General features: G+C 59.1%; 13 protein-coding genes and 1 pseudogene. 6 read left to right on the top strand and 8 right to left on the bottom strand.

All coding sequences use genetic code 11. The annotated features are described in order from the left end of the window. Positions 1-45: 45 nt before the first annotated feature. Genes AC5DB9_RS13970 through AC5DB9_RS13960 form a run of 3 tightly spaced genes read right to left on the bottom strand, consistent with a single transcriptional unit; the run spans position 46 to position 3466 of the window. Positions 46-1437, bottom strand: a complete 1392-nt coding sequence (locus AC5DB9_RS13970; RefSeq protein WP_272990225.1) for a hypothetical protein — start codon at positions 1435-1437, stop codon at positions 46-48. Beyond that, on the bottom strand, positions 1434-2312 hold the full coding sequence (locus AC5DB9_RS13965; protein ID WP_272990222.1) for an SDR family NAD(P)-dependent oxidoreductase: 879 nt from the start codon (positions 2310-2312) through the stop codon (positions 1434-1436). The genes AC5DB9_RS13970 and AC5DB9_RS13965 overlap by 4 nt, the downstream gene beginning before the upstream one ends. Continuing rightward, entirely contained in the window at positions 2309-3466 is a 1158-nt protein-coding gene (locus AC5DB9_RS13960) for a sulfotransferase family protein (protein ID WP_272990220.1), read from the bottom strand. The genes AC5DB9_RS13965 and AC5DB9_RS13960 overlap by 4 nt, the downstream gene beginning before the upstream one ends. Positions 3467-3629: 163 nt before the next feature. On the opposite strand from AC5DB9_RS13960, the gene AC5DB9_RS13955 reads away from it, so the two are divergent. Further along, on the top strand, positions 3630-4274 hold the full coding sequence (locus tag AC5DB9_RS13955; protein WP_022958234.1) for a TetR/AcrR family transcriptional regulator: 645 nt from the start codon (positions 3630-3632) through the stop codon (positions 4272-4274). On the opposite strand, the gene AC5DB9_RS13950 is transcribed toward AC5DB9_RS13955, so the two are convergent. The 3 genes from AC5DB9_RS13950 to AC5DB9_RS13940 all read right to left on the bottom strand — a co-directional run bounded on the left by AC5DB9_RS13950 (position 4271) and on the right by AC5DB9_RS13940 (position 8166). Continuing rightward, positions 4271-5965 carry an NAD-dependent malic enzyme gene (locus tag AC5DB9_RS13950; protein ID WP_272990216.1) on the bottom strand — a complete coding sequence of 565 codons (1695 nt, stop codon included), beginning with the start codon at positions 5963-5965 and terminating at the stop codon, positions 4271-4273. The genes AC5DB9_RS13955 and AC5DB9_RS13950 overlap by 4 nt on opposite strands. 132 nt (positions 5966-6097) lie before the next feature. Continuing rightward, complete coding sequence (locus AC5DB9_RS13945) at positions 6098-7591, bottom strand: PQQ-dependent sugar dehydrogenase (RefSeq protein WP_272990212.1); 1494 nt, start codon at positions 7589-7591, stop codon at positions 6098-6100. A 137-nt stretch (positions 7592-7728) separates the two neighbouring features. Continuing rightward, positions 7729-8166: a hypothetical protein gene (locus tag AC5DB9_RS13940; protein ID WP_272990210.1), complete on the bottom strand. Its 438-nt coding sequence runs from the start codon at positions 8164-8166 to the stop codon at positions 7729-7731. 184 nt (positions 8167-8350) lie between these two features. Here AC5DB9_RS13940 and AC5DB9_RS13935 point away from each other — a divergent pair, with 184 nt between their 5' ends. The 3 genes from AC5DB9_RS13935 to AC5DB9_RS13925 all read left to right on the top strand — a co-directional run bounded on the left by AC5DB9_RS13935 (position 8351) and on the right by AC5DB9_RS13925 (position 11764). Continuing rightward, positions 8351-9229: an SDR family NAD(P)-dependent oxidoreductase gene (locus tag AC5DB9_RS13935; protein WP_272990209.1), complete on the top strand. Its 879-nt coding sequence runs from the start codon at positions 8351-8353 to the stop codon at positions 9227-9229. Between the two features lie 76 nt (positions 9230-9305). Beyond that, on the top strand, positions 9306-10229 hold the full coding sequence (locus tag AC5DB9_RS13930) for an alpha/beta fold hydrolase (protein ID WP_272990207.1): 924 nt from the start codon (positions 9306-9308) through the stop codon (positions 10227-10229). Between the two features lie 38 nt (positions 10230-10267). Continuing rightward, entirely contained in the window at positions 10268-11764 is a 1497-nt protein-coding gene (locus AC5DB9_RS13925) for a CoA-acylating methylmalonate-semialdehyde dehydrogenase (protein WP_272990205.1), read from the top strand. 64 nt (positions 11765-11828) lie between these two features. Here the strand turns inward: AC5DB9_RS13925 and AC5DB9_RS13920 are convergent, their stop codons facing one another. Beyond that, positions 11829-12431: a TetR family transcriptional regulator gene (locus tag AC5DB9_RS13920; RefSeq protein WP_022958241.1), complete on the bottom strand. Its 603-nt coding sequence runs from the start codon at positions 12429-12431 to the stop codon at positions 11829-11831. A 208-nt stretch (positions 12432-12639) separates the two neighbouring features. On the opposite strand from AC5DB9_RS13920, the gene AC5DB9_RS13915 reads away from it, so the two are divergent. Together AC5DB9_RS13915 and AC5DB9_RS13910 are read left to right on the top strand one after the other, a co-directional pair. After that, positions 12640-13806, top strand: a complete 1167-nt coding sequence (locus AC5DB9_RS13915) for an alkane 1-monooxygenase (protein ID WP_022958242.1) — start codon at positions 12640-12642, stop codon at positions 13804-13806. A 61-nt stretch (positions 13807-13867) separates the two neighbouring features. After that, complete coding sequence (locus AC5DB9_RS13910; protein ID WP_286855349.1) at positions 13868-16417, top strand: TonB-dependent receptor; 2550 nt, start codon at positions 13868-13870, stop codon at positions 16415-16417. Positions 16418-16467: 50 nt separating this feature from the next. On the opposite strand, the pseudogene AC5DB9_RS13905 reads toward AC5DB9_RS13910, so the two are convergent. After that, positions 16468-16785, bottom strand: a pseudogene (locus tag AC5DB9_RS13905) (2-oxoacid:ferredoxin oxidoreductase subunit beta); the annotation flags it as partial.

Raw genomic sequence — 16785 nt, 5'->3', positions numbered from 1 at the left:
TTGCCCTCGCTGCGGCGGCTGACGCAGCGATATTGAGGGCAGAGATTAAAACACCCGGAAGCGTCTTTGCACATGCTGCTGACGGATGGCAATCTGCTGACGGCGCTGCTCAGGACTGATCTGCGGCGTGCCCTCGGGAAACATTGCCACAATCTCGCTGAAGGCGATCTTAGTCGCCTGAATCGTCGGCCACTGCGCTTTGGGCGGCAAGGTGGAGTAGGCCCAGCGATTCGACAGATAACCCTGCGGCAGCCCGGTGGTATCGATCCAGTTAGGCACACCGGGGTCACGATGCGCCACCACCCAGCGCTGCACGCCGTCGCCATCGTCATGCATCTGAAAGCCATTCAGGCTGCTCTGATGATTGGCATAGTCCGGCGACTCGCCCCAGAGATTGCCGAGATGCAGGCCGGTGTACACCGGCTCGCCGTGGTAGCGCGCTTCGATGTACAGCGCCTCATCCTCAACCAGATCGAACATGCCGCCCGCATAGATATTGGTGCTCATGCCGCCGCCGGTATCTCCCGACGCCGCATTGGGCTGGTTGTAGGCATTCACCGGCATGTAATAGCGCCCGCCGTCGTCATGGCGCTGATGACAGTTGAGCAAGCGGTCGTAAAACGCCTGCCAGAAGCGCATCTGACCGCTGACAATTTCACCCATGCGACGCAGCTTTACGGCAGCGTGCTCGCTATCCAGCGGCGCAGGCGGCAGCCCCTCGTCGTCCAGTGCGGTAATCGTCAGCGGCACGGGGACTTCTCGCGCCCAGTCGTAGAACAGCTGACGACCGCTGATGTAGGTGGCGTAGCGGTCACCGTTCTCCGGAGCACGCGACGACGGCGGCTTGCGGGTGGCAAAAAAGTTGCCGGTGTAGCCCTCGGGGCGCTCGGGTGCGAGCAGGATTTCCAGCGTATTGTCATCGCCAATTTGCAACTGACTGATATCCAGCGCGCCAAAGCCGGTGCGGCTGCCGGGCATCAACTCGCGCAGATCGCCGGTATCACCGGCAATCGGGCCGCCCGTCACTTCAAAAATCAAGTACTGCGGTGCCAGCGGCCCCTGCTCTGCCCTCGCCTGTCCCTGCCAGTGGCGGCAGTCGGGCAGCGTCGCGGTGACTTTGTAGCGCTTGCGGCCATCAATGGGCGCGTAAAAATAAATCGCATCCGCGTTGTCGATAGTGGCCTTGTTGTACACCGACAGGGCGTTGCGAAATGCCGGTCTGGCAGGGTCTTCGTGAAAGGCACGCTCCACCGCATGGTGCATAAAACCTGACAGGTAACGATAGCCTTCAGCCAGTACCCGGTCGCTGGCCTCCGGCGGCGCGTATTGAGGCTGGTCGATCACATCCCGCGCCTGCTGCAGGCTGGCGATCATGTCGTCCCAAGCCGCGCGCAGGGTGTCGGCGGCCTGTTCGGGTGGCAACTGCTCGGTACTCATTGCTCGGACTCCTTATCAGTCGTATTGCGGTCGGCATCGATCTCGGCGGGCATCAGGGCATCCCCCAGCCGCGTGCTGCCATCCAGGCTGTAAACATCTTGCCCATTGGCGTGAAGCAGGCGGCGACTGTAGCCGATTTGCCCGACATAACGCCCCGTACACAGCAGCAGCGCCGCCTCGGCCATAACCTCGACCGGCTCCGCCATATCGGGATGACGGCGCGCAATATCGCGGACCTGCTCGGCACCCGGCGTGAGCACAATGCTCTCCGGTGCCAGACTGTTTACCCACACCCCCTCGCCGGCCACTTCATGGGCCAGGCCCTCGGTATAGCGATTGAGTGCCGCCTTGGTCGCCCCGTAGGCGGCAATCACATGGGCCGCCACCGCCGAGTCGCGATAGGGCACCAACGGCTGCTCGCTGGTCGCCGAACTGATGTTGAGAATCCAACCTGCCCCGCGTTCACGCATCCCCGGTAGCGCCTGTTGCGCCAGATCGATAGGGGCATTCAGGTTCAGCTCCATCATCCAGCGACGGTCGTCCGCGCTCAGCTGACTGGGCAGCCCCATTTTGGCACCCGCCGCATTGTTCACCAGAATGTCCAGCGGACCGACTTGCTGCTGAGCCCGCGCAATCAGGTCGGCGCGAGCGTCGGCGTCGCTCAAATTGCAGACGACGGCGTGGGCTTCACCGCCTGCGCGCCGAATCCCCTCAACCGCCGATTCAAGCGTGCCCGGCAGGCGGCCATGACTCCCCATGCGCGAGGCGACCAAAATGAGTCGTGCACCTTCGGCGGCAAAGCGCTGCGCCATCGCCAAACCGATGCCGCGGCTGGCGCCGGTAATCAGCGCGGTTTTTCCCTCCAGTCGATTCATGCCTGCTGTCCCTCAAGCGTTGCCTCGCTCACACGCGGCCACTGGTATTGATCGAACAGGGGCGCGAGTCGCGACTCGATGTCTTCCACTGCCAAATCGTAGTCGTCGATGCTGTATTCAAAATGAGTCGCGTGCCCGCGCTCTCGATCTTCCTGATCAACTAACCACTGCTCGTAACTGGGTGATACCGACATGCCCAATGCCGCATAGATGCGGTGGACGGTTTCCCGGGGCTGGCGGGTAATATCGCGATAATCCACAAAGATCTGCGGGCTCGCCTTGTGCTTCGCCAGCGCCTGTCGGGGCCACAGCAGCGAGTCGAAGGAAATCTCGGTCATCGCCTGCTGGGAGGGGCCGTACTGCTCGGGCGTCCAGCCCTTGCCCTTCCAGGTCAGTTCCAGCAGTTTCAGGGTGCTGGGAATACACTGCGTGGGGTTGCGCACCATGACCGCGATGCGGGCATCGGGGAAGGTTTCAATCAGCGCCTCGACCCAACCGCTCATCAGCGGATTTTTGCTGAGATGGATGCGGTCGCCGCCGTTGAGCAGCAACTGCCGTTTCACACATTCGCGGTAGTGGTGCAGCCAGCGCCGACGCTTTTTTGCCGGCATTTGATCGACGTGAAACAGGTCGATCTGATCCATCATCGGTACGTCCAACGCCCATTGCTGCGACAAAAACGCCGCCTGCATAACGAACTGATCCTCTTCCGCATTCCACAGGCTCATGTCATGGATATGGCGGAAGCGGCCGAAAGTGCGGTCGTCCCAAGCCCGCAGGCGACGAATACAGGGGCCACCCATGGCCCGATCCAGCTTGCCCAGCCAGCGGATCACCCGCTTTTGCAGCAGCGAGGGAAAAAACAGCTCCCAGTAGAGGAAGTAGCTGAAGTTATCGCCGTCAGCAGCCAGCAGGCGGTGCGCCAACGTAGTTCCGCTGCGCGCATGCCCCACGATAAAGACCGGGCGCTCGACGCGCTGCCACCACAAACGGGGAAACAGCAGATAATCCAGCAGGAAGCACAGACTGTTGAACAGCGTCAGCACCGGCACGGCAATCAACAGTCGCAGCAGCATCTTGCGCCGCCCCGGCCAGCCGCGCAGCGACCAGACATGGCGCAACACTTTCAGATAAGTTTCAATATCGACGTACACAAAGCACTCCCGTCACAGTAGGATGCTCTGTAGCCTAGGCACAGGAATGCAGCGCGACAACTGGCATTACCGCCATCCACATAAGCAGCTAAGCCATTGATAAAAAAGCTTTTTATAACAACAACACGCCGGACGACCGCGCCCTTACATTTTACGAGCCACCATGCCGCCAAACACGCCACCCCGCCCACGCAAACGCCCCAAACAGAGCCGCTCGCTGATGACGGTGGAAGCCATTCAGCAGGCCTGTCTGAAAATTCTGGAGAAAGAGGGCGCCGAGCGCCTGACGACCCAGCATATCGCCGATGTTGCCGGCGTAAATATCGCCTCGCTGTACCAGTACTTCCCCAGCAAAGAGGCGATTCTCAGCGAGGTTTACGACGCATTGCTGGAAGAGCTGGCAGAGAATGCCCGGCGACGTTTTCGCGATATTCAGGCCCTGTCGAGTTGCTCTGTTCGGGACACGCTGGCGGCGATTATCGCGCTGGAATGCGAGCAACTGCTGGCCCTGCAGAAGCTCGATCCGGAATTTTTCCGGGAATATCAGCACAGCTTTGATATCCACCAGCGCGTGAACCGTCTCACGCAGGCGCTGAACAATCCATCCTGGGAGGAATGGCTGGAACAGTGGTTATCCGGCAAATGCTGCCACGGGAATCCCGCACTGCGCAGCCTGCTCGTCAGGCAAACGCTGCAGGGCAATCTGCGCCAGGCCCTGAGCCAGCAGCCTTCCCTGCTGGCCGAACCGGCCTTCAGAGAGGAGCTGCTGCAATTGCTACTGGCTTATCTGACCGGGGAAAACCGCTAGCGCGCGCGAGCGGCAATCCGGCGGTATTCGCGGTATTCCGGCAACCAGAAGTTGCGCTCGATGGCGTCGTACAGTTCCTCGTCACTGCGCTCTACAGCCAGCCCCTCGGCCTGAGCCACCTTGGCCACCGCAAAGGCGATTTCACGACTCAGACGCGCCAGCGAGGTCAGCGGTGGCAGCAGCACATTGGGTTTGGTGTGATACGCCGAGGCACTCTCAGCCAGACAGCGGCTGGCGGCCATCAACATGCCATCACTCACCCGGCTGGCTTTGCTGGCAATGACGCCGAGACCAATGCCGGGGAAAATATAGCTGTTATTGCACTGGGAGATTTCATAGCGCTCGCCCTGGTAAACCACCGGCTCGAAGGGACTGCCGGTAGCCACGATGGCCTGCCCATTCGTCCACGCCAGTACCTGTTCAGGACGCGCCTCAACCTGTCGGGAGGGATTACTCAACGGCAGGATAATCGGCCGCTCGCAACGCTCGTGAATGGCGCGAATCGCCGCCTCACTGAACAGCCCCGGCTGACCGGATACGCCGATGAGGATGCCGGTTTGGATATGGTTCGCCACGTCCAGCAAACTGGGGTACTCGCCCTCGTACTGCCAATCGGCGACGACATGATTCGGCTGCGCCAGCCGGGCCTGAAAATCCCGCAGCCCAGTCATGCCCTCAACCAGCAGACCATAGCGATCTACCATATAAACCTGTGAGCGGGCACTGGGCTCATCCAATCCCTCATCAACCATGGCGCGGATCAGTTGCTCGGCAATACCGCAACCCGCCGAACCGGCGCCGACAAAGACAATATTCTGGTCCCGCAGGCGCTCGCCTTTGCGCGCGCAGGCCGACAGTACCGTTCCTAAGGTGACGGCAGCGGTGCCTTGAATATCGTCGTTGAAACAGCACACCGAATCCTTGTGGCGTTCCAGAATCGGCATGGCATTGGGCTGCGCGAAATCCTCGAACTGAATCAGTACGCCGGGCCAGCGGCGCTGGGCCGCCTCGATAAACTGGTCGACAAAAGCGTCGTAATCATCGCGACCGATACGCGGGTGGCGCATGCCCATATACATGGGGTCGTCGAGTAACTTCTGGTTATTGGTGCCCACATCCAGCACCACCGGCAGGGTGTAGGCCGGGCTGATGCCGCCGCAGGCGGTGTACAGCGACAGCTTGCCGATGGGAATACCCATGCCGCCAATGCCCTGGTCGCCCAGACCCAGTACGCGCTCGCCGTCGGTAACCACCAGCACCTTGACCTTGTCTTTGGTGACGCTGTGCAGAATGTCATCCATGAACTCCCGCTCTTCATACGACACGAAGATGCCGCGGGCACTGCGGTAAATATCGGAAAAATGTTCGCAGGCTTCGCCCACCGTGGGGGTATAAATAATCGGCAGCATCTCTTCGAGATGGTCGTTGAGCAGGCGGTAAAACAAGGTTTCGTTATTGTCCTGCACTACGCGTAAATAGATGTGTTTGTTAATGGGCTCGTCGAAGCTGCAGTACTGCATGTAAGCCCGTTCAACCTGCTCATCAATACTTTCGTAACGCGGCGGCAACAGCCCCATCAGATTAAAACTGCGACGCTCACGCTCGGTAAACGCAGAGCCTTTGTTCAACAACGGTGTTTCCAGCAGGGCGGGACCAGCAACAGAAATATAAAGCGGCTTCTCCGAGTTCATGGCAGACCTTATTGGCAAAGGATGAGAGGCGCTGACGAACGTCTGCGCCGATCTGCCAAGTATACCCTATTCCCCCCTCTTCAGGTCCGGGAGAAACACGCACACTACGCGAACAATAAGGAACTCTCGCGATTACTTTGCCCGGCTGTACAAATACACCGCCAGTGCTTCGCGCTGCCCTGCATCCAGTTCAAACCTGGGCATGGGTGGCGTGGGCGCCAAAAAGAAATCCGCCAGCTCCGCCAGGTTATAGCGGGCACTGACGCTCTCCAGATGGCGGATAGTGGGCAGCGCATGGCAACTGTCACAGGCTTTGCTCTGATACAACTGCTCGCCCTGTTCAAGCAAGGCCTGGCGCTGATCGGGCGAGTAAGCCGCCAAGGCCTCTCCCGCCGACGGCAGCTTGCGGCTTGCCACCGCAGCGCGTTGATCATCGCCCTGCCCTGAGCGAATCAGGTAGATCCGTCCGGCGTAATCGTCGGACACAAAAATTCGGCCATCAGCGGCTTCAACAACATCCACCGGGCGACCGTGCAGATCGCTACCCTGCAAAAAGCCAACGAGGAAATCGTCCTCGACGATATCGCCATCATCCAGCCAGCGCAGTGCGACCACTTTGTAGCCGTCGGGCTCGCTGCGATTCCAGGAGCCGTGCAAGGCCACCAGAGCCATTTTCTCGTCATTGTCCTGGTGTTGCAGAAAACGGATACCGAGCGGCGCGTTGTGCGCCCGGAATTCATGCACGGGCGGGCGGTTGGCGGGCATATTCTCCGGAAGACGATGACCGAAGTCCGGATCGGGCGTGGTGGCATTGAAATACGGCCAGCCATAAAAGCTGCCTTTTTCAATCCGGTTCAGCTCACAGGGGGGGAAGTTATCGCCAAGCAGGTCTCGGCCGTTATCCGTCGCGTAGAGCGCGTCGCTCCACGGCGCCCAGTCAAACCCAACGCTGTTTCGCAGCCCGGTCGCCACAATCTCCAACTCACTGCCATCAGCCTGCAAGCGCATCATTGTCGCCCGCTGGGGGTCGGTTTCCTCGCAGACGTTACACGTAGAGCCGGAACTGAGGTACAACCAGCCATCAGGACCAAAGCCAATGGTTTTACTCCAGTGGTTGCCCCGGTCACCCAGACCATCGAGGATGCGTGTGTAATCGCCTTTGATCTCGCCGCGCTCCACATCCAAGGCAATTTTGCCGATGCCGTCTGACTCCGCCACATAAAGCCAGCCATCGCGAAGTGCCAACCCTTGCGGGCGCTTCAAGCCACGCAGCAAAATGCGCTCACTGTCGGCGCGACCATCGTTATTCCCATCCCGTCCCAGCAGTAATACTTCGCCATTGCGGGGACGGCTGACCAACAGGTCACCAGCGGACGTAACCGCCATAAACCGCGGATTACCCAGCCCCTCGGCATACACTTCTACGCGGTACCCAGACGTCACTCGCAAAGGCAGCAAGCCTTTCTCGGGGGTTCCCCCGCTATACCCTACCGCCGCATGCACCAGCGCGCGTGACGCCGTTGCCATGCCGGGAGATCCCAATTCCATCACGGCAAAAGGGGCGGCCAGGGTCAGCACTGCCAGAGTAAACAGGCCCGCCAGTAACATCATCGCTTTGCGTTTCATTCGTCTCCCCACCGGCATATGCCGACTGCCATCAGTGAGCTGGATTCTAGCAGCTTGGCGGGAATTGGGAGAAAGACAGGGAGCCAATACAAAAAAGCCGCGCATGTTGCGCGGCCAATGGGAGTGATCTTTCCGTTTCAGCGGCTGTACACCGGCACTCGGCTGTTCCAACGCTGGGCGTCACGACCGTGTTTGCCTTTGTAGCCATGTTTGTCTTTGTAGTGATGCTTGCCGTGACCTTTTCCAGGATGCCACTTGTGATCATAACGACTGTCGAAACGGCCATCGCGATAACCGTGCTTATAGGCCGATTGATGGTGGCCGTAGGGTTTGTGCTGGCGGTAACCCTGCTCGTAACCGCGTCGGTAGTCGTAGCGGGCATCGTAGCGATGATCGCGGTGATCGTCGTTCTGAGCGGCCACCACGATGGCGGCACCCAGCAGCACCGCCAGGGCGGCTTCGCCGCTATCGGCGCGCGCCTGCTGCGGCACCACAAGTGCCGCAGCCATTAACAGAACCATCCCGGCCGCCATGGCACTGCGATGCGGAAATACAGATAAGGTTGAGGTTTTCATAGCTAATTCCTCCTGATGGACGCGTCCAGAGTAGCGACGTTTATCTGAACAGCGGCTGAAAGCACTTCGACATATTTCCATCTTTTGAGGCGCATGAAATCACTTGCAAAATATCAACACCAGCGTGTAAAAATACACCATTGTAAATTTCTCAACTCACAACAATAAGGATCAGGGAGAAATCATGCAGAGCTTCAAAGACAAGGTTGTAGTCGTTACTGGCGGTGCCAGCGGCATCGGCAAATCACTGGCTCGCGCCTTCCTCGGGGAGGGCGCCAAGGTGGTTATTTCCGATGTAGAGCAAGGCGCCCTCGACCGCACCGCCAGCGAGCTGTCGGCACAGGGCGGCACCTTGCGCGCCATCGTTACCGATGTCTCCAAACCCGACTCGGTCAATGCCCTGGCCGACGCCGTATTTGAGGAATTCGGTGCCTGTCATGTGCTCTGCAACAATGCTGGCGTGAGCGTGCCCAACAACAATGTGTGGGATACCACCCCCAATGACTGGCAATGGGTGCTGGGTGTAAACCTGCGCGGCATTGCCCACGGTATTCAAGCCTTTGTGCCCCGCATGCTGGCTTCCGGGGAAGAAGGCATCGTGATGAATACCAGCTCCGGTGACGGCGGCATTTCGCCACTGGCGGATCAATCGGTGTACGCGTCCAGCAAAGCCGGTGTCTCGATTATGACCGAGTGCCTGAACGCGCAACTGGTCGGCCAGAACACCCGCTTGCGGGCCTGCATTTTCTACCCGTCGGGCGGTATTCTGCCCACCGGCATCTGGACAACCAAACGCAATCGTCCTGCCGAGCTCGCTCGTGAAAAACCCGCCCCCGACGGCGCAGAAATGACCTTCGACGAGTTTATGAGCGGCATGAAAGATATTGGCATCGAGCTGCCGGTACAGGATCTGGATGAACTGGCTCAATTTGCCCTTAACGGCCTGCGCGAGGGTGACTTCGTGATTATGATCGGTCGCGAATCCATGGAGGAAACCCTGGTCGAGCGCGCCCGCAAGCTGGCCCGTGGGCAGTGTCCCATCGAGCACGGTCTGCACGGCTGACATTGCGTCCTTTTCCAGCCTTGATTGCCTCTCCGATCGTGCTAGCGTAGCCGTTGGTCGAACGCATGAGGCAACAATGCTGGAATACAGACAGGGCAATTTCGGGCGCGGCGAGGCCGTATGGCTGCAAGGCGGCGAAGCGCTGCAGAACCAAACACCGAGAAACCAAGTACGACGACACGTCGCAACGCAGCCCGCTATTCACTTCGCCCCGGCCAACGGCTTCCCCGTGGCCAGCTACCGTTTTTTCCTCAAGCACTTTGCCGATGAATACCCGCTACTGGGACTGGAGAATCGTGGCGCCTGGGGCGAACACCCCCCTGCCCCCGACTTTAACTGGCGGGGGCACGCCGACGACCTGATTGCCTTTCTCGATCAACACAGTCACGGCCCAGTGATCGGCATCGGTCATTCCATCGGCGCCACCGTTACCACGCTGGCCGCCGCCCGACGACCGGACTTGTTTCGCGCCCTGATTCTCTGCGATCCCGCTACGCTGCCGGGCCGCTATCTGTATCGCGCCCACAGATTGGTCGCGCCGCACTTCACCCGACACCTGTCGCTGGTCAAGCGCACCCGTAAACGCCCCACGCACTGGCCCAGTCGGCAGGCATTTATTGATTATCACCGCAACAAGCCGGTGTTCCGCCCGTTCAGCGATGAGGCCTTTGCCGACTACGCGGAGGCCGCCCTGATTGAACAGGACGACGGCCAGCTCGCCATGCGCTATCACCCGGACTGGGAAGCGCAAAACTTCAGCCGGACGCACTCACCCTGGCAAGCACTGAAGCGTATTCAGTGCCCCACACTGTTGCTGCGCGCCGAACACTCCTTTTTGCATCCCGAGGCCGTATTCCGCTACCACAGACAGCGCTTGCCCGACGTCGTTGACTGCATGACCGTCGCCGGGCGCGGCCATATGCTGCTGCAGGAAGACGGCGACGGCGTGGCCGAACACTGCAAACACTGGCTGGACAGTCTTACGCCAGTGCCAATTTGAACTTGCTACACTGAATATTCCCCTTTGAGAGGTTCAGCATGAACGACATTCTCCCCCACTACATCAACGGTGAATTCATCCAGAGCAATTCACCACAGCATCTTGAGATTCACGACCCCGCGACTCAGGAACTGCTGGCTCGTGTACCGATGGCCAGTGACGATGAAATTGAGCGCGCCGTCGCCGGTGCCGCCGAGGCATTTATCCAGTGGCGCAAGGTCCCGGTGCCGGAGCGCGCCAGGGTGATGCTCCGCTATCAGCAGTTGCTCAAAGAGCACCACGACGAGCTGGCCCGTATTCTTGCTGAAGACAACGGTAAAACCTTTGAAGACGCCAAAGGCGACGTCTGGCGCGGCATTGAAGTGGTGGAGCAAGCCTGCAATGTCCCGTCGCTGCTGATGGGCGAGACCGTGGAAAATGTTGCGCGGGATGTCGACAGCTATAGCATCACCCAGCCACTGGGCGTGTGCGTCGGCATCACACCGTTCAATTTTCCGGCGATGATTCCGCTGTGGATGTTCCCGCTGGCCATTGCCTGCGGCAACACCTTTGTCCTCAAACCCTCAGAGCAGGTACCCTTAACGGCCATGCGGCTGGTCGAACTGTTTGAACAGGCCGGCTGCCCACCCGGTGTGCTGCAACTGGTTCATGGCGGCAAAGACACGGTCGATGCGCTGATCAACCACCCCGATACCCGCGCCATTTCATTTGTCGGCTCGGTGCCCGTGGGTGAACATATTTACCGCAGTGCCAGTCACGCACTCAAGCGCGTGCAGTGTATGGCGGGCGCCAAAAACCACATGGTCATCATGCCTGACGCCAACAAAGACGTCGTTATCAATAATCTGTTGGGCGCGGCGGTGGGCGCCGCCGGACAGCGTTGCATGGCGATCAGCGTGGCGGTGTTTGTGGGCGAGGCGATTAACTGGGTGGACGAACTGCGCGACAAACTGGCCGATGTTCGCCCCGGCCACTGGGACGACCCCGAGGCCGGTTATGGCCCGCTGATCAGTCGCAATGCCAAACAGCGGGTAGAAGCGCTGATTGCCAGCGGAGTGGAAGACGGTGCAACACTGCTGCTGGACGGCAGAGATTGCGAGGTTAGCGGTTACCCAGACGGTAACTGGCTCGGCCCAACGCTGTTCAGCAATGTGAGCACCGACATGCGCATTTACCGGGAGGAAATTTTTGGGCCGGTCCTGTGCTGTATGCAGGTCGCCAATCTGGATGAAGCGCTGGCACTGGTTAACAGCAGCCCCTATGGCAACGGCACCTCCATCTTTACGGCCTCCGGTGCGGCAGCCCGGCGCTATCAGAGCGAAGTGGATGTCGGCCAGGTGGGCATTAATATTCCCATTCCGGTACCGCTGCCGTTCTTCTCCTTTACCGGCTGGAAGAAATCCTTCATGGGCGACCTTCATGCCTATGGAAAACAGGCGGTGCGTTTTTATACCGAGACGAAAACGGTCACCGCGCGCTGGCCGGAAGACAACGCCAGCTCCCACGCCCCCAATATGACCATTGCCTTGAAGTGATAGATTTGAAGTGATCGTTTTGAAGTGATGGCTTCGGGCGCCGACACTTGGCGCCCTAATCCCTTTAGAAAAGAATCAGCTTAACCTGATTTTCAAACTCGGCGATCAAGGCGTCCCCCGTTTCCGGAGACTCTCTGGAGAGATCGAGAATATCGGGAATCAGGCTCAGGCCCAGTGACACGATCGCAGCGACAGCCGCGCGCTTGCGCTCAAGATCGAAGCGCTCAAACAGCCCCCGCTCGTGAAAGTCCGTGGCCATGTCTTCGACAATTTCCCGCACTTCTCCCCGAATGGCACCACGCAGCATGGCCGAACTTCCTGCCCGCTCGCGCGCAATCAGAATGAACAGCGGCTCGTTACCGCGAATATAACCAAAGGCGGCCTGTACCGACTCGGCGATCACTGCTTCTTCGGAATCGGCATCTCGCACCCCCCTCAGCAGTTCACGCAGGGCCGTCCCCACTTCATTGACCAGCGCCATGCCCAAGTCTTCCACCGACGCGAAGTGGCTGTAGAACGCTGGCGGGCTGAGACCACAGGCTTTGGTGATTCGCCGCAGGCTAATGCCCGACAGGCCACTCTGATCCTCCGCCAACAAACCGAGCGCCGCGTTCATCAGCTTTTCCCGGTTGCCTTTGCGGCTCTGCTTCGGCTTGTTTTCCGTCATCGTCGCCTCAGTCAGAAGGTTATTTTTACAGTTGTTAACAGGCTCACAGTTTGACACCCCCCTTATATCAAGACAAGCCGTTGATTAAAAAGGCAAAAAGTCTGCCAAGTGAGTCCCTGCTTGAATCCGGTCAATATATTGACAACTGTTAAGTTAGCATCTAGCATTATTTTAACACTCGTTAACTTAATAAGAGTCGATAACCGCGATGAACACTGCAAACGACACACACTGGCGCGACGCGAAGCGCTATCTCTGGGCGCTGGGGCTGCTGGTCCCGCTTTTTCCGATCATCGGTGCCGCGATTTACGTGGTCAGCGGACAGATCTGGGGGTGGTGGTTTGCCCCGCTGATGGTGTACCTGATTATTCCGCTGATGGACCTGCTCGTCGGCACGGATCGCTCCAACCCTCCGGAGTCGGCGGTGCCACAATTGGAAGCCGACGCCTATTACCGGTACATCGTCTACGCCTATATCCCCCTGCAATATGCCGGCACCCTGATCGCTGTCTGGTTTGCCTGCACCGAACTGGGAGCCTGGGGCATTGCCGGCGCCCTGCTGAGCTGCGCCTATGTGAATGGCATTGGTATTAACACCGGGCATGAGCTCGGGCATAAGCGCGATCCACTGAGCCAGTTTCTGGCTAAAGTCGCACTGGCGCCGGTGGCCTATGGGCATTTCTACGTTGAGCACAACTTTGGCCACCACCGCAATGTCGCCACACCGGAAGACCCGGCCAGTTCAAAGATGGGCGAGAGCTTCTGGCGCTTCCTGCCGCGCACCGTTATTGGCAGCCTTCGCTCAGCCTGCGCCATAGAACGCCAACGTCTGGCACGCAAGGGGCTTGGGTTCTGGCACTGGCGCAACGAGGTGTTGCAGGCCTGGGCACTGACCGCCATTCTGTTCGGCGCCTGCACCGTTTGGCTGGGCTGGCCCGCACTGGTTTTCCTTGCCGTGCAAGCGGCGCTCGGGGCCTCTCTGCTGGAGGTCATCAACTATGTTGAGCATTACGGTCTGCTTCGTCAGCGCGGCGAGGATGGCCGCTACGAGCGCTGCCTTCCGCGCCACTCCTGGAACAGCAATCACACGGTAACCAACTTGCTGCTGTACCAACTGCAGCGCCATTCGGATCACCACGCTCACCCGAACCGTTCTTTTCAGGCGCTCCGGCACTTTGCCGACAGCCCGCAACTTCCCTCCGGCTATGCGTCGATGATGATGCTCGCCTATGTACCGCCACTTTGGTTCCGAGTGATGGACCCCAGAGTGTTCGCCCACCACCACGGCGACCTGAGTCTTGCCAATGTGCTGCCGGGGAAGGCGGAGAAGCTGAAGGCGAAATTCAAGCAACACGCCAGCCACGCCGCTGCATAGCATCGCCCACGCCGTAGCGCGGGTCGTTGACCTGCGCGCCGGTAAAAATGGAGAAACAATAATGATAAAAAGAACCAGCCTCTGGGGCGCATTGTCCCTCGGCATCGCCCACAGCCCACTGCTGATCGCCGCTCAACTGGAAGAAGTGATCGTGACCGCACAACTGCGCGAACAGAGTCTTCAGGATGTGCCAGTCTCGGTCAGCGCAATCAACGGTGAAAAAATGATGGAAGCCGGGCTCGCCAAGATCGAGGATCTTCAGGCCTATGTTCCCAACTTCACCATGACCGAATCCAGCATCGGCACCGATATTTATATTCGCGGTATCGGCTCCGGTGAAAACCAAGGCTTCGAGCAATCGGTGGGCATGTATGTGGACGGCGTTTACTACGGCCGCGCGCAGCTCGCTCGGGCACCCTTTTTGGACCTTGAGCGGGTGGAGGTACTGCGCGGACCACAGAATATTCTGTTGGGGAAAAACAGCATCGCCGGGGCCATCAATATCGGCACCGCCTCGCCCAGTCAGGACAGGGAACTCTTTGTTCAGGGCAGCTATGAACCGGAGCTCAATGAGCGCGTCATCGACTTTGTCGCATCCGGCCCCCTCACGGACGAATTCAGTCTGCGCTTTGCCATGCGCCAGCGGCAGATCGACGGGTTTGTCGAAAACCAGGTACTGAACCGGGACGAAGCAGAGCGCGACGAGGCGACCTACCGGCTGAAACTGGGCTGGGACCCCGGCGACGATTTCACCGCCATGCTCAAGCTGGAGATCGGCAGCTTTGATGTGGTCGGCCGCCAGTCGGAAATCATCAGCGACAATCCCTCGGACTCCGATATTTTCCTGTTCACGGGTCGCACCTACGGCGACATTCTCAACAATACGGTCTTCCCTGATCTCGGCGCCGTAGGGGGTGTCGTGTCGCTGCTGCCACCGGCTCTGCGCGATATTCTGCAACTGCAGGGCAATGGTTCTATTTTGAATATGCAGGCCGATGATTCGGTACTGGATACCAAAGCCGATCGCCGTCGCCATGCAAACGGCGACTACAGTTACAACGACACCCAGAACCTCACCTTGAAAATGGACTGGTATGTCGACGGGCATACCTTCACCTCGATCAGCGCCTATATGGCCTATCAGTACGACGAAGAATGCGACTGTGACTTTACCGGCTCGCCGCTGTTTCAGGTGGTCATGGAAGAAGAGTACGAGCAGTTCAGTCAGGAATTTCGCTGGGTGTCAGCACCCGGAGAGCGCTTCGATCTGATTGCCGGCGCCTATTTCCAGTACAACGACGTGTATTTCTTCGACTCCATCGTCCTGCCGTCCACGCTGATTCCACAGTTGATCAACGCGGCCGACATTCTCGAAGGAGGCGCACGCGGCGATATCGACCCGCTGGCTGGCGCGAGTTCAGCCTTCGAGGTACTGGGCATTGGCGATGCGGGTAACTCCCTGCTGGATATTCGCTCGCCCCGCGATTTCAAAAGCGATTCACTGATCGGCTCGGCCTTTATGCAGGGCACCTGGATCATCAACCCAAGCTGGCGATTAACCCTCGGCGGTCGTTACACCTATGAGAAAAAGAGCGGCAGCCGCAAACTCGAGTTCGGTTTACCCGATGGCTCGATTCTGCCGATTGGCGAGACCGACACCGCAGCGGCAGTCACTTTCGCCGCCGAGCGCCACGACCTGAAAGGCAAACGGACTGAATCGCAGTTTGCCCCGCTGCTCAATCTACAGTGGGACATCAACGACGCGATGATGGGCTACTTTTCCGCCCGGCGCGGCTTTAAATCCGGCGGCTACGATGCGCGCTCCAATTCATCACCCAGTGCCGAACCCACCGCGCGCAATCCCAACGCCGTTGTCGCGAATCAGCAAGTCCTGATCGGCAGCTTTGAATACGAGGAAGAGCGCGCCACGTCTTACGAGCTGGGATTGAAAACCACCTTGTTTGACGGCGTCGCCGAGCTGAATACGGCCGTGTTTTACACGCGCTTTGACGATCTGCAGGTCAGTGTTTTCGATGGCACACTGGGCTTCAATGTCGGCAACGCGGCCAGCGCCGTCACCCAGGGGGTTGAGTTTGACGGTCGTATCGCCCTCAGCGAGCATCTGATGCTGGCGGGCGGCCTGGCCTTGCTGGACTTCGAGTTTCTGGACCACAAACTGGGTACTTGTATCCAGGACCAGTTACCGGACCATCCCAACGGCATTAACTGTGACTACTCGGGCAAAACCAATCAGTACGCTGCCGACTATTCCGGGAACCTGCTGCTGGCTTATGAGCGGGCACTGGGCAGTGCCTTGATTCTGCGAGCGAACCTCGATGCCATCTTCACCGACGAGTATCACCCTTCTCCCAACCTCGACGACCGGGTCAAGCAGGACGCCTTTGTGCAGTACAACGGCCGACTGGCGCTGGCCTCCAGCGATGGCACCTGGGAAGTGGCGCTCTTGGGTAAGAACCTGAGTGACGAACAGGTGCTGCTGTATGCCGTCGATACCCCGGTCGCCAAGAAGGTGATTGCGGGCACCACCACCCATCACGGCTTCACCAATCCGCCACGCACATTGGCATTGCAGGCGTCTTACCGCTGGTAAAAGATGGATGATGCCCTTGCGTCGGCAGTTTGCGCTGCCGACGCCTTTTTTTATCGCAGGCTGTCGTTCAGACGGTCGAGCACTTTCTGCCCCGGACACAACTCCGACTCACCAAGATCTCGCAGCGGCGTTTTACTGCTGCCGATAATCTCGTGCAGATCCTGAGAATCTTCATCCATATACAACAGACCGGTCAGCATCTGATCCTTGGCGCGATAGTCCTTGATCAGCTTCAGGGCTGAACGGCGGCTGTGCAGATCCAGCTCGGGATCCGCCTTGCGTAGCTCAACCACCGAACCGTCGTGCAGGGTCACGGCCTTGCTTTCACCCTCGGCGTAGTCCGCCGTAATTTCCTGCTTGAATGGCAC

It is taken from the genome of Spongiibacter sp. (assembly GCF_984394615.1).
The sequence above is the reverse complement of the archived record's forward strand: the minus strand, read 5'-3'. Positions and strand labels throughout refer to the sequence as shown.

Coding starts and splice junctions, on each gene's coding strand:
- AC5DB9_RS13970 (WP_272990225.1), bottom strand. CDS start 1,437: ATGAGTACCGAGCAGTTGCCACCCGAACAGGCCGCCGACACCCTGCGC.
- AC5DB9_RS13965 (WP_272990222.1), bottom strand. CDS start 2,312: ATGAATCGACTGGAGGGAAAAACCGCGCTGATTACCGGCGCCAGCCGC.
- AC5DB9_RS13955 (WP_022958234.1), top strand. CDS start 3,630: ATGCCGCCAAACACGCCACCCCGCCCACGCAAACGCCCCAAACAGAGC.
- AC5DB9_RS13950 (WP_272990216.1), bottom strand. CDS start 5,965: ATGAACTCGGAGAAGCCGCTTTATATTTCTGTTGCTGGTCCCGCCCTG.
- AC5DB9_RS13945 (WP_272990212.1), bottom strand. CDS start 7,591: ATGAAACGCAAAGCGATGATGTTACTGGCGGGCCTGTTTACTCTGGCA.
- AC5DB9_RS13940 (WP_272990210.1), bottom strand. CDS start 8,166: ATGAAAACCTCAACCTTATCTGTATTTCCGCATCGCAGTGCCATGGCG.
- AC5DB9_RS13935 (WP_272990209.1), top strand. CDS start 8,351: ATGCAGAGCTTCAAAGACAAGGTTGTAGTCGTTACTGGCGGTGCCAGC.
- AC5DB9_RS13930 (WP_272990207.1), top strand. CDS start 9,306: ATGCTGGAATACAGACAGGGCAATTTCGGGCGCGGCGAGGCCGTATGG.
- AC5DB9_RS13925 (WP_272990205.1), top strand. CDS start 10,268: ATGAACGACATTCTCCCCCACTACATCAACGGTGAATTCATCCAGAGC.
- AC5DB9_RS13920 (WP_022958241.1), bottom strand. CDS start 12,431: ATGACGGAAAACAAGCCGAAGCAGAGCCGCAAAGGCAACCGGGAAAAG.
- AC5DB9_RS13915 (WP_022958242.1), top strand. CDS start 12,640: ATGAACACTGCAAACGACACACACTGGCGCGACGCGAAGCGCTATCTC.
- AC5DB9_RS13910 (WP_286855349.1), top strand. CDS start 13,868: ATGATAAAAAGAACCAGCCTCTGGGGCGCATTGTCCCTCGGCATCGCC.